The organism is Bradyrhizobium sp. 26S5 (assembly GCF_036923295.1).
GTDB lineage: Bacteria > Pseudomonadota > Alphaproteobacteria > Rhizobiales > Xanthobacteraceae > Bradyrhizobium > Bradyrhizobium septentrionale.
This window is the reverse complement of record NZ_CP145948.1, coordinates 8864688-8877704: the sequence shown is the minus strand read 5'-3', so window position 1 is coordinate 8877704 and position 13017 is coordinate 8864688. Positions and strand designations below refer to the sequence as shown.

The 13017-nt window shown below is 65.6% G+C and carries 9 protein-coding genes; 3 read left to right on the top strand and 6 right to left on the bottom strand.

Features of this window, described 5'->3' with window-relative positions:
- Positions 1-27: 27 nt before the first annotated feature.
- Together V5279_RS41980 and V5279_RS41975 are read left to right on the top strand one after the other, a co-directional pair.
- Positions 28-783, top strand: coding sequence for an SDR family oxidoreductase (locus V5279_RS41980; RefSeq protein ID WP_338692729.1), 756 nt, complete (start codon positions 28-30; stop codon positions 781-783).
- Positions 784-992: 209 nt separating this feature from the next.
- The gene (locus V5279_RS41975) at positions 993-2951 is read left to right on the top strand and encodes a DEAD/DEAH box helicase (RefSeq protein ID WP_338692727.1); all 1959 of its coding nucleotides are present in this window, start codon (positions 993-995) and stop codon (positions 2949-2951) included.
- A 50-nt stretch (positions 2952-3001) separates the two neighbouring features.
- Here the strand turns inward: V5279_RS41975 and V5279_RS41970 are convergent, their stop codons facing one another.
- The 4 genes from V5279_RS41970 to V5279_RS41955 form a co-directional block, all read right to left on the bottom strand.
- Positions 3002-3421 (bottom strand): hypothetical protein, encoded by a 420-nt coding sequence (locus V5279_RS41970; RefSeq protein ID WP_338692725.1) that lies wholly within the window; start codon positions 3419-3421, stop codon positions 3002-3004.
- Positions 3421-5004, bottom strand: coding sequence for a hypothetical protein (locus V5279_RS41965; RefSeq protein WP_338692723.1), 1584 nt, complete (start codon positions 5002-5004; stop codon positions 3421-3423). Before V5279_RS41965 ends, V5279_RS41970 begins: the two co-directional genes overlap by 1 nt.
- Before the next feature lie 122 nt (positions 5005-5126).
- Positions 5127-6992: a sigma-54-dependent Fis family transcriptional regulator gene (locus V5279_RS41960; RefSeq protein ID WP_338692721.1), complete on the bottom strand. Its 1866-nt coding sequence runs from the start codon at positions 6990-6992 to the stop codon at positions 5127-5129.
- A 117-nt stretch (positions 6993-7109) separates the two neighbouring features.
- Positions 7110-8114, bottom strand: coding sequence for a DUF1254 domain-containing protein (locus tag V5279_RS41955; RefSeq protein ID WP_338692719.1), 1005 nt, complete (start codon positions 8112-8114; stop codon positions 7110-7112).
- Between the two features lie 131 nt (positions 8115-8245).
- Between V5279_RS41955 and V5279_RS41950 the strand changes: the two genes are divergently transcribed.
- The gene (locus V5279_RS41950; protein ID WP_338692717.1) at positions 8246-9133 is read left to right on the top strand and encodes a LysR family transcriptional regulator; all 888 of its coding nucleotides are present in this window, start codon (positions 8246-8248) and stop codon (positions 9131-9133) included.
- A 365-nt stretch (positions 9134-9498) separates the two neighbouring features.
- Here the strand turns inward: V5279_RS41950 and glgX are convergent, their stop codons facing one another.
- Together glgX and radC are read right to left on the bottom strand one after the other, a co-directional pair.
- A complete protein-coding gene (gene glgX, locus V5279_RS41945; RefSeq protein WP_338692715.1) occupies positions 9499-11613 on the bottom strand; it encodes a glycogen debranching protein GlgX in 2115 nt (704 codons plus the stop codon).
- Between the two features lie 479 nt (positions 11614-12092).
- On the bottom strand, positions 12093-12806 hold the full coding sequence (gene radC / locus V5279_RS41940) for a RadC family protein (protein ID WP_338692713.1): 714 nt from the start codon (positions 12804-12806) through the stop codon (positions 12093-12095).
- Between the last annotated feature and the right edge of the window lie 211 nt (positions 12807-13017).

Sequence of the window (13017 nt, the reverse complement as noted above, 5' to 3'; positions counted from 1 at the left end):
TCTCTCGTCAACAAGGGAGAAGCAATCATGAAGATCGTTGTGATCGGCGGCACCGGACTGATCGGGTCCAAGACCGTTACCATTCTGCGCCAGCGCGGCCATGACGTCGTCGCCGCCTCGCCGAAGGGTGGCGTCAACACCATCACCGGCGAGGGGCTCAACCAGGCGCTGGCCGGCGCGGCCGTGGTGATTGACCTCGCCAATTCGCCATCGTTCGAGGACAAGGCGGTGATGGAATTCTTCGAGACCTCCGGCCGCAACCTCCTGGCGGCGGAGAAGCCGGCCGGTGTCTGGCACCATGTCGCGCTCTCGATCGTCGGCACCGACCGGACGCCCGAGAACGGCTACTTCCGCGCCAAGGTGGCCCAGGAGAAGCTGATCGAGGCCTCCGGTATTCCCTACACCATCATCCGCGCGACGCAGTTCATGGAATTCGTCGGCGCGATCGCCGATGCGGGTGGAGATGGCAAGGCGGTCAGGCTGTCACCCGGCCTGTTCCAACCGATCGCGGCGGAGGACGTGTCGGCCATGGTGGCCGATGTGGCGCTCGAGGCCCCGCGCAACGGCATCGTCGAGATCGCTGGTCCGGACCGCGCGCCATTCAACGAAATCGTGGCCCGCTACCTGAAGGCCGTCGGCGACCCGCGCGAGGTGATCAGGGACCCTGAGGCGCTCTATTGGGGCGGCCGGGTCGAGCAGCACTCGCTGGTGCCGCTGGGCGAGGCCCGCCTCGGCCGGATCGACCTGAGCGAATGGCTGCGCCGCTCACGGCCGAGGGGCTGATCGTCTCTCGCGGCACGTGGCGGGATCAAATTTGGCCCGGGCACCGCATTTACGGCCCAATTTGCGGTCCATGGGGCATGGTGATTTGCCCGCGCTTGGCGTAAAGCAGCCGAAATCACAATCGCCACGCGCGGCCGTGCCGCCTGCCGGACCTCGCGGCTTGACGCCGCCTGGTGCGGCGTTCTGCGCCAACCAGGATTCCCCTTCTCGTGTCATTTTCGACCACCAGCCCGCCGCTCGCCCGGGCCCTCGCCGAGCGCAGCTACGATCAGCCGACCCCCGTTCAGGTCGCCGTGCTTGCCGACGAAGCCGTCGGCCGCGACCTGCTGGTTTCGGCCCAGACCGGCTCCGGCAAGACCGTCGCCTACGGGCTTGCGATCGCAACCGATCTGCTGGACGGGGCCGAGCGGTTCGAGCGGGCGGCTGCGCCGCTTGCCCTGATCGTCGCGCCGACGCGTGAGCTTGCTTTGCAGGTCCATCGTGAACTCGCATGGCTTTATCAATATGCCGATGGACGCGTCGTCTCCTGCGTCGGCGGCATGGATCCGCGCCGCGAGCAGCGCGAGCTTGCCGCCGGCGCGCATATCGTCGTCGGGACGCCCGGCCGGCTGTGCGACCACCTGCGCCGCGGCCACCTCGACACCTCGGAATTGAAGGCTGTCGTGCTCGACGAAGCCGACGAGATGCTCAATCTCGGGTTTCGCGAGGATATGGAGTTCATCCTCGAGGCCACGCCGGAGGCGCGGCGCACCTTGCTGTTCTCGGCGACGTTCCCGCGCGGCATCGTCGCGCTGGCGAAGCAGTATCAGCAGCAGGCGTTCCGGATCGAGGTCGCGGGCGACGAGGGTGGTCATGCCGACATCGACTACCGCGCGATCCGGATCGCTGCGGGGGATGTCGAGCACGCGGTCGTCAACGTGTTGCGCTTTTTCGACGCGCCGAGCGCGCTGGTGTTCTGCAACACGCGCGAAGCCGTCAGGCATTTGCAGTCGGCGCTCCTGGAGCGCGGCTTTTCCGTGGTCGCACTGTCCGGCGAATTGACCCAGAACGAGCGCACCCAGGCGCTGCAGGCGTTGCGCGACGGACGCTCCCGCGTCTGCGTGGCGACCGACGTGGCGGCGCGCGGCATCGACCTGCCGAGCCTCGACCTCGTGATCCATGCGGATCTGCCCAATGACGCCGAGGTTATGCAGCATCGCTCGGGCCGCACCGGCCGTGCCGGCCGCAAGGGCGTCAGCGTCCTGCTGGTGCCGCCGGCGCGTCGACGGCGTGCGGAATTGCTGCTCAATCTGTCCGGCATCGATGCGGTCTGGGGCACCGCGCCGCAGCCGGATGAAATCCGCAAGCTCGATCACGAACGCATGCTGAAGGATGCGGTGCTCACCGAGGAGTCGAGCCCCGACGATCTGGTGCTGGCGCAGGCATTGCTCGCCGAGCGCTCGCCGGAGGAGATCGCCGCGGCGCTGGCGCGGCTCTATCGTGCGCGGCTTCCGTCGCCCGAAGACATCAGCGATCCCGGCGAGGGCAAGGGCCGATCGCGTGACGATCGCGGCCGGGACGATCCGCGCAGTTCACGCGGTGATGACCGGCCCGCGAGAGCCCGATCGAAGAGCGGAACATCATCGTCGCGCCACGGCATGGCGGAAGCCAGCGTCTGGTTCCGCGCGGCGATCGGACGAAAAAAGAATGCGGAAGCGCGCTGGCTGTTGCCGATGATCTGCCGTCGCGGCGGCATCGACAAGCGCGACATCGGCGCGATCAGGATCATGGATACCACGACCGAGTTCGAGATTTCCGAGCGGGTTGCCGAATCCTTCGCTGTCAAGGTCCAGCGTCCGGACAAGGAAGACAGCATCCGCATCGAGCCGCTCACCGGCGCGCCGCAAGGGCAGGCGGCGTCCGACAAGGGATCACACGCGCCCCGGCGCGAGGTGGTCGATAGCGATGGCGGTGTTGGTCACGGCGACGTGCCGCGCGAGACGGCCGGACCAAAGCACCGCGGCAAGCCTTACCGCGACAGCGGCGCGAAGTTCGGCGGCGAGCCGGCGTCGGGTAAGAAAAAGAAGCATAAGGACAAATCCGGCCACGCGGGACCGCCGCCGCGGGTAACTGCGTGGCCTGCGAAAGGCGCACCCGGAAAGAAGCTAAAGAAAAAGCACCGCGGCTGATCTGCCGCCGTGACGCGTGCGATGAAGCGATCGCGCGCGTCCCGCAACTTCTATTTCAGCCACACCATCAGCGGGACCGGCGCGCGCCCCGCGCACGACAGCGTCCCCTCATAGGCATGCGTCTTGCGGGCGCTGTAGGTGCAGGGCGCGCCGTCCAGCATCAGCTCGGCCGTCACCTGCGAATCCGGCCCCGCGAGTTGCAGCCGGATCTCTCCGGCCCGCTCCTCCGGTCCGTCCTGGGTGCAGATCCCCACATGCTTCATCTTCAGCGGTCCGGAGAATTGCTTTCGTGCGCCCGGCTCGCTTTCGGTCAGATGCCCGGTCAGCTCCCATTCGCCGAGCACGCCGGCCTGACCGAGGATCTCCATCGCGCCGAGCGGCGGCATATGGCACAGCGATAGTCCGACGGCGCCGAGCAGCGCCGCCGCACCGTTGCGCCATCCATTGTTGCGCGATGGTATCCGCAGCATCAGAGCTTGCTTCCGGTTGTCTGGCGCAATTCGATCAGCTCCGGCCTCGATACGTCGGAATCCGCAGTGAGCCGGGCGATCTGCACCGCGCATTCCTGGGTCTTGGCCTGATCGCCGGACGCCTTGGCGCTCTTGATCATGCCGAGATAGGCCGCCAGCCGGTTGGGCTCCTTCTTGAGCGCGGCCTCGTAGGCGGCCAGCGCCTCCTTCGCCTTGCCGCGATCGAGCAGCATTGCCGCATAGAGCTCGCGCGCCGGCGCCAGCGGTCCGGGGGTGACGGGATGCTTCTCGGTCTTGTCTTCCGCCTCCGCGGCGGAATTCATCGCGCCGAGCGCCTCGTCATATTTGCCTTCGGCGTACAGCACCCAGGCGCTCGCGATCTGCTGCTGGATGTCGACGATGTTCGACCAGTAGGCGTCCTTCGCGTCCTTGAGCTTGTCGCGCAGCTCGACGAGCTTCCCGATGTCGGCCTTGGCGGCCGCCGGATCACCCGAGCGCGCGGCGCCGACCGCGCGGGCAAAATAGGTGACGGCGTCAGCGTAGGCGTACTTGGTCGGACGCGCCTCAAGCGCGGCAGCTCCCTTCCAGTCGCCGCGCTCGAACACATAGCGGGCCTGGCTTGCCGCCACCGCGTAGGGGCCCGCGAACCGATCCTGTTTGAACTCGATCTTACCGAGCTCGTCGACCACCGCGCGCGCCTCCTTGTCCTGGCCGAGCTGCAGATAGGCATAGACCAGATAGTCCATCGCGTGCGCCTGATCCTGCTGTTCGCCATCTTCCTTGGCGATGCGCGCGGACTCCTTGTTCGAGGCGATCGATTCCTTCCAGTAGCCGACGCGGGTGAAGATGTGCGACGGCATGTGCTGGGCATGCGGCGCGCGTTCGGCGATCTTGGCATAGCGCATCGCCGCGTCGAGGCCCTTCTCCGCAAGCGCCGGATAGTCGTAGAGGTGGATCAGATAGTGCGCGATGCCCGGGTGCTCGGGCTGGCGCTTGAAGATCGGCTCGAGCAGCGCCGCGCCTTTCAGCTGGTTGGCATAGGTCTTGTCGGTCGGGGACGCCGCGACGTTGAGCGTGATCGCATAGGCGATCTGCGCCTCGTCATCGTCGGCATAGTGGGTCGCGACCTGCTCTTCGGCGGTGAGGAAGCGCTGCACGCGGGTGCGGTGATCGACCTTGTCAGAGTCGACATACATCGCGGCGATCGCATTGATGTATTCTTGCTCGCGCGGCGTCTGCGCACCCAGCGCCTGGCCTTTCTTCACGGCCGCGAGGCCGAGCGGTAGGTTGTCCGGCGGCGGTGGCGCATGCGGATTGTAGAGATAGCTGAGCGCGATGCCCCAATAGGCGATCGCGCATTGCGGGTCGGCCTCGAGCACCTCCTCGAAGGTGCGGCGCGACGCGCTGTACCAGAACGAATGCTGATACAGCATGGCGCGATCGAACAGCTCCTGCGCCTCCGGCTTGCAGGACGTGGTAAAATGCACCTTGCCCAATCGTTGTTCTTCGGAATGTGAGGTAGCAGGCTGCGAAATGGTCGCGGCAACCAGGCCAACGACCACAGCGAGGGGAAACCGTGTCATAGGACCCGCTCCGTGGCGTTGCAGAAAAGCCGTAGGCTATCACCTTTCCTGGCAAGGCGATATCGCGCCATACGGGTCGACGCCCCGATCCGAGGGAACTTTGCTCGAATGAAATATTTGGTCTAGCCGTCGAACCCGATCTTCAACGCCTTGATCTTCCGATACAGCGTGGCGCGGCTGAGCCCGAGCGCCTTCGCCGCCTCGGTCACGCGACCGCCGCTGGCGCGCAGCGCCTCCACGATCATCGCGCGCTCGCTTCCCGCATGATCCGCCTCGGCGCTTCCAGCGCTGAACGCCGGCAAATCGAGGTCGGCCTCGGTAATGACGCCGCCCTCGGCAGTGGCGCCGGCGAGCCGCAGCACATGGCGGAGCTGGCGCATGTTGCCGGGGAACGGATAGGCCATCAGCTGCACCCAAGCGTCAGCTGAGATACGACAGTGCGGCGCCTCCTCGTCGGCGATCTGCGCGATGACATCGCGCCTGTCGGCACGCTCGCGCAACGCCGGCAGCCGAACCTCCATGCCGCGCAGCCGGTAATACAGGTCGGAGCGGAAGCTGCCGTCTTCGGCCATCTGCGCCAGATCGCGATGGGTGGCGCTGATCAGGCGGATGTCGACCGCAACCGGCTTCAGCGCGCCGAGCGGCCAGACCTCGCGATTCTCCAGTACGCGCAGCAGCCGCGTCTGCAACGCCAGCGGCATGTCGCCGATCTCGTCGAGGAACAGCGTGCCGCCGCTCGCCTGCACGATCAGTCCCTTCGATCCCTCGCGCCGCGCGCCGGTGAAGGCGCCGGCCTCGTAGCCGAACAGCTCGGCGTCGATCAGGCTCTCCGGCATCGCCGCGCAGTTCAGCGCGACATAGTTGCGGCCGGCGCGACTGCTGGCGGCGTGGATGGCGCGCGCGAACACGTCCTTGCCGGCGCCGGTCTCGCCACGCAGCAGGATCGGCAGATCGAGATTGCCGACCGTCATCAGCCGCTTCACGCCCTTGATCAGCACGGGATCGCGGCCGGCGAGCCTGTGCAGGCCGCCGAACTGCCCGGCCGGTTTTTCACGCGGCTGTGTCGGCAGAGGCCGCAGCGAACGTGCCCGCACCGGCGGCGCCAGGTGGCCGCGTCCCCATGGCGTGCCATCGGCCCGGCGCAAGGTGACGGACTCGTCCGCGGCGCGTGTCGCGCGATCGTCGAGCTGGATCAGACGCGACAGCTCGATGCCGTCGTCGACCATCGCATCGGTCAATCCGAACACGCCGCGCGCGGTGCGGCAGGCGCCGACGACGCGGCGGTCGTCGTCATAGGCGAGCATGCCGTGTCCATCGCCGGGCAGGGTCGCGATCCAGGAAGCGCGGTAGCGCCGGCGGAAGAACGACTGCTCGATCCGCCGCGTCGCCTCCGTGGTGACGGCGAGCGCCAGTTCATGCGCGCTGCGGCCGAGGTCGCTGCGGCATGAGGAGATGTTGACGGCGCCGGCGAGGCGCCCGGCATGATCGAACAGCGGCGACACCGCGCAGGTGAACATGTGCCACTGCTCGCGGAAATGCTCGTCGCCATGCACGAGGATCGGCCGCTGCTCGGCGAGCGCGGTGCCGAGCCCGTTGGTGCCCTCAAACGTCTCGGCGAAGTTCGAGCCGGTGTAGATCTTCCATTCCAGGAACATCCGCGCGTAGTCGCCCTCGGGCAGCCGACTCACCAGCATGGTGGCGTTGGGGTCGGCGAGGTTGACGCAGTAGCCGCTATGGTGGAGCACGCGGGCGAGGTCCTCGAGCTCCGGGATCGCGACCTGGATCAGGTCCTCCATCGGCTCGGCGATGTGCCGGACCTCGGCTTCGGTCAGCGTCTGCGGCGGCCCGCGCCGGGCCGGATCGAGATTGTGATTGACCAGGCAGCGCCGCCAGGACGCGGCAATTCGCGTCTCGGTGTCGACGCCGGCCACCTGATTGGCCGCCGATAAAACACGGGCGACGTGATTTGAGGCCGAAAGATTGGCCATCCAGAGGTCTCCACCCTGTATTTTTGCCAAAGTCTGGCACCCCGCGGCCGAATGTCAATTGGCCGGCGGGGTCGCGGGGAGGGACCTTGGGTGGAGGATCGCGGTACCGGACGCGGCTCAGTCCGCAGGCTGCGCCTCGGGAAATTTCCAGCTGCCGTCGAGGATCTCGGCGCGCGGTTGGAACAGCCGTACCGTGTAATTCCACCCCGGCGTGATCGGCAGGCAGTTGGCGACCTTGCCGTCGCAGCCGCCGAACTGGATGGTGACCGCGCCATCGGCGGCTTGCTTTGCGGTGATGCTGTTCACCGCATAGGCATTGGCCGGGTTCGGTTGCAGGTAGCCTTCACTGTTGTAGACGGTGAGCGACCAGAAACCATCGACCGGGATATCCCTGACCGTCAGCCGGTAGATGGTGCCGCCGTCATTGCGCGCGGGCGTGATCGGAAGATAAAGCGCGTCCCGCTCCGGATTGCCGCCCCACAACATCGCGCTTCCGATCAGGTGTCGCACCGGATCGACCTGATGTTCGTTGGCACCAAACATCCGCCGCGTATCGGAGACCGTGGCGCCAAGCTGCAACAGCGCGGCTTTCACCGTCTTCAGGCTTGCCGCATCCCAGTTCGGGATCTCGAATGCGCCGGGCCGGTCCTGGCTGGCCTTCACCGCGTCCTGCAGGGCGTGAACCTGCCGGACCTCCTCGGCGTTCGCAAAATCGACCTGGAAGCGGACGACCGCAACGGCGTAGCGCGTTCCGACCGTCTCGCGGGTCAGGGTGTGGCGGCCGGCGCCGCAATGGACCGCAAGGGTGTACTGGTCTTCATTGACGATCTGCATCGCCATGAAACGCCTGGCGCCGCCGGGCAGCTCGATTGTCACCGGACCGGCATCGAGATCGAACACCGCAAGCGAGTACAGCGTGTCGCGGTTGGGGCGGACGATGCCCTGCTGCACCGGAGCAGCAAGCTCGCGGCCATGGCGGAATTTTCCGAAGCCGCCGCTGCCGGCCACCCCGGCGAAATAGGTATCGGTCTGGGCGCGGTTGTAGGTGTCGATGGTGACGCGCTGCGGGGCCGATGGTGGTGTTTGTGCGGACGCGATGGTTCCCGCCAATGCAAATGACATGGCTGCCAAGATGCTCGTTTTCATAGGGGCTCCGGATGAGGTCCTCTCCGCGCGAGCTGGTAGTCCATCCAAATACGAAAATAAATGACCAAGGTTGGCAGATATCCTACCGAATATGGTAGGAACGTCGGATGGATCTCAACGCCGTCAGGATGTTTGTTGCGGTCGTGCAGGCGGGCAGCCTGTCCGCGGCAGCCACCCGCCTTGGAATGCCGCTGCCGACATTGAGCCGCCGCATCCGCGATCTCGAACGGCAGCTCAAGGTCCAGTTGCTTGAGCGCTCGGTGCGCGGCGCCAGGCTCACCGATGCCGGCGCCAGGCTTTACGAACATGCCGGCCGTGGCATCGAGACGCTGCTCGAGGCCGAGCAGGTGATCGTGAACGACCAGGCCCATCTGAAGGGACGCCTGCGGCTGTCATTGCCGCCGACGTTCGAGCCGTGGTGGGAGTTGCTGGCCGCGTTCCAGCGGCGCTATCCCGATATCGAGATTTACCTCTACACCACCGAGCGTCGTGTCGACCTGGTCGAGGACGGCATCGATGTCGCACTTCGTGTCGGTGCGATCGTTCACGAGGCCATGGTGGCGCGACACCTGCTCTCGTCCCGCAATATCCTCGTGGCCAGCCCGCAACTGGTGAAGCGCCTCGGCGTGCCAAAACATCCGGATGCGCTGCATGATCTGCCATGCGCGACGTGGGCCTCGCGCATCGATGAGCAGGCGCGCTGGGACTTGGGCGGGCATGTTGTCGAGCCCAGGGCGTTGCTGGCCACCAACGACTACGAGCATTTGTACAGGCGCGCGCTGCGTGGCGATGTGGTCACCGAGCTGCCGCCCTTCCTTGCGGCGGCGCCGATCCGCGAGAAGCGCCTGGTCCGACTGTTGCCGCAGTATCCGTTGCCGGAATGGTCGCTCAACCTGCTCTATCCGCCGCACCGTCACCAATCGACCATCGTCAGAACCTATCTGGATTTTTGCCAGAGCTTTCTGCCGAAGATCGTGCAGGCGTGCACGGTTTGAGTGGGGTGCACCGCTCCGACCTCCCCTTGCAAAGGGGAGGTCGCTTTGCTCGGCAGAGCAAAGCGGGTGGGGATCTGCTCTCTCCGCTTGCAGCGTCGCCCGCGGCTGACCCCCATCCCGACCTTCCCCCTTTCAGGGGGAAGGAGAAGGCGGACCGGAATCCGGCTGAAGCCGTAGCGATGCCTATCTGCCGAAGATCGTGCAGCGTGCACGGTCTGAGCGGAGGTGCACGGCTCCAACCTCCCCTTGAAAAGGGGAGGTCGCTTTGCTCGCCAGAGCAAAGCGGGTGGGGATCTGCTCTCTCCACCTAGAGCGTCGCCTGCGGCTACCCGGCCCTAGGCTGGCCCGTTACCGCATCTACAAGGCTACTTCACCTCGCCGGCTGTCAGCAGCACGAAAGAGCGGCCCGTCACCTTGTAAGTGCTGTCGAACGCGAACTGCGCGCCCGCCGCTCGCTCCGGCGCGGTGGTATCGAGCAGCAGCGACCAGTGCGAGCCGGCGGATGTCGTCGGTAGCTTGAAGTCGACCTCGCCCTCGTAGCTGTTGAGGATGACAAGCACGGTGTCGTCCTCGCCCTCGCGTGCGATCGCGGTCTTGCGCGCGCGGCCGTCGAGCAGCGCGGCAAAACATTTGATCCAGCCGGTGGTCCAATCGGCCCGCGTCATCTCGACGCCCGACGTGCTGATCCAGACAACGTCGCGGATGTTGAGCTCTGCGTCGCGATCGCCGGAGAGGAAGCGGCTGCGGCGCAGGATCGGGTAATCGCGCCGCAGCTTGATCATCCGTTTGGTGAAGGCGAGCTGCTTGTTCGCGTCGTCGGACAAATTCCAGTCGAACCAGGAGATGTCGTTGTCCTGGCAATAGGCGTTGTTGTTGCCGCGCTGGGTGCGGCCGAACTCGTCGCCGCCGAGCAGCATCGGCGTGCCCTGCGAGGCCAGCAGGGTCGCCAGCATGTTGCGCTTCTGGCGTTCCCGCAAGGTGCGGATATCGGGATTGTCGGTCGGGCCCTCGGTGCCGCAATTCCAGGAATGATTGTCGGAGGTGCCGTCGTTGTTGTTCTCGCCGTTGGCCTCGTTGTGCTTGTTGTTGTAGCTCGCCCAGTCGTTCAGCGTGAAGCCGTCATGGGCGGTGATGAAGTTGACGCTGGCCCAGGTGCGGCGTCCCTCGCGGTTGAACACGTCGTGCGAGCCGAGCAGCCGCGGCGCCAGCGCGCCGGGCGTGGCTTCGCCGCGCCAGAAGTCGCGCACAATGTTGCGGTACTTGTCGTTCCATTCCGCCCAGCCCGCCGGAAAGCCGCCGACCTGATAGCCGCCGGGGCCGCAATCCCAGGGCTCGGCGATCAGCTTGACGGTCGCGAGCAGCGGGTCCTGGTTGACAGCCTTCAGGAAGCCGGACTGCTCGTCGAAGCCATAGACCTCGCGCGCCAGGATGGTGCCGAGATCGAAGCGGAAGCCGTCGACATGCATGTGGCCGGCCCAGTAGCGCAGGCTGTCCATCACCAGCTGGATCACGCGGGGATGCGACAGGTTCACCGTGTTGCCGGTGCCGGTGTCGTTGATGTAGTAGCGCCGCTTGTCGGGCAACAGCCGATAGTAGCTCGCATTGTCGATGCCCTTGAACGACAGCGTCGGGCCGCGCTCATTGCCTTCGGCGGTGTGGTTGTAGACGACGTCGAGGATGACCTCGAGGCCGGCGCCATGCAGCCGCGACACCATCTCCTTGAATTCGCGCAGGCTGTTGGGAACATCGGCGGCGTAGCGCGGGTCCGGCGCGAAGAAGCCGATCGTGTTGTAGCCCCAGTAATTGGTGAGATGCTTTTCCAGCAAATTGCTGTCGTTGATGAAGGAGTGCACCGGCAATAGCTCGACCGAGGTGATGCCGAGCGCCTTCAGATAGTCGATCGCGGCGTTCGAGCCGAGGCCGGCATAGGTGCCGCGCAGGTTCTCGGTGATGCCGGGATGCTGCTTGGTAAAGCCCTTGACGTGGGTCTCGTAGACGACGGTCTCGTCCCAGTGGGCTTCCTGCCGTTGCGGCTCCTGTGCCCAGTCGAAATTGGGATCGCACACGACGCATTTCGGCATGAACGGCGCGCTGTCGCGCTCGTCGAACGTCCGATCGTCGCCGCTTTCCATCTTGTAGCCGAACACCGCCGGATTCCATGTCAGGCTGCCGGCATGGGCGCGCGCATAGGGATCGAGCAGCAGCTTGTTCGGGTTGAAGCGGTGACCGCCGTCGGGCTGGTAGGGGCCTGAGACGCGAAAGCCGTACAACGTGCCCGGCTGCACGCCGTTGATGAAGCCGTGAAACACCTGGTCGGTATATTCGGGCAGCTCGAGGCGATGGGTCTCGCGCTCGCCGTCGAACAGGCAGACCTCGACCTTGCTGGCATTGGCGAAGAACACCGCGAAGTTGGTGCCATGGCCGCTCCAATGCGTGCCCAGCGGATAGGGCAGGCCTTCCTCAACGACAAAATCGGACATCGGTCCCCCAAACCATCAAATCAATCTGCAACAAACGCCGCCGCGCGGAAAACGTTGCATTGGTTATTTTAGTGGCATCGCGCGTGGTTCGTATGACGCCATCGTCATTCCGGGCTCTCGCTTCGCGATGCCCCCGGGTGCCCAATTGCGCACCATGTCGTGAGAATGCGGAGCTGTGTCTTCAACCACGCTGTCATCGCCCGGCTTGACCGGGCGATCCAGTACGCCGAGGCCCATCCGTTCAAACACGACTGTCTCTGAAATACTGGATCACCCGCTTTCGCGGGTGATGACACCGGAAAAGCTGCTTCACATTGAATCAGACCAACACCGTCGTCCCGGCGAAGGCCGGGACCCATAACTCCAGATATCAGTTGGTTGGCGATGCTGGGGCCGCAGCCCGCTTCAACAATTCACCCCTGTGGCAATGGGTCCCGGCCTGCGCCGGGACGACAGCGGGGGGCTTGTTGAGTGCAGTGCTAAATCAGCCGCATGCCCTTGAAGCTCGTATGCCCATTCTTGCCGACAATGATGTGATCGTGCACGGCGATGCCGAGCGGTTTTGCGATATCGACGATCGCTTTCGTCATCTGGATGTCGGCCTGCGACGGCGTCGGGTCGCCGCTCGGATGATTGTGCACCAGGATCAGCGCGGTCGCCGACAATTCCAGCGCGCGCTTGATCACCTCGCGCGGATAGACCGGGGTGTGATCGACGGTGCCGGTCTGCTGCACCTCGTCGGCGATCAGCTGGTTGCGCTTGTCGAGGAACAGCAGGCGGAATTGCTCCTTGTCGGCGAACGCCATGCCGGTGCGGCAATAGTCGATGACGTCGTTCCAGGACGATAGCGCGATGTTGCGCCTGATCTCGCCCTTGGCGATCCGCCCCGCAGCGGCGGCCAGCAGCTTGAGCTGGTTGATCGAGGCGTCCTTGATGCCGTCGACCTCGCGCAGCCGCGCCACCGGCGCGTGCACCACCTCGGCGAAGGAGCCGAACTTCTTCAGCAGCGCCTTGGCCAATGGCTTGGTGTCGCGGCGCGGGATGGCGGCGAACAGCGCCATCTCCAGCAGCTCATAGTCGGTCAGCGCGTCGGGGCCGGCCGCATGGAAACGCTCGCGCAGCCGTTCGCGATGGCCATGGTAATGCGGCGTCTCGTCGGGCTGATCGGTGCTGTCACTGGCTTTGGCGGGCATCGGCCACAACCATGCCGTGCCTGCCGGGTTTTGCAAGGGGCGATGCAACCCACGGTCATCGCCCGGCTCGGCGCCTCCGCTAAAGCTTCGGCGCGCCTGAGAGCGAAAGCCCCGTCGAAGCCTTGGCGTAGACGGGACCGGGCGATCCAGTACGCCGCGGCTTCTCGATTCAAGCGGTGGCGTCTCTGGAATACTGGATCACCCGCTTTCG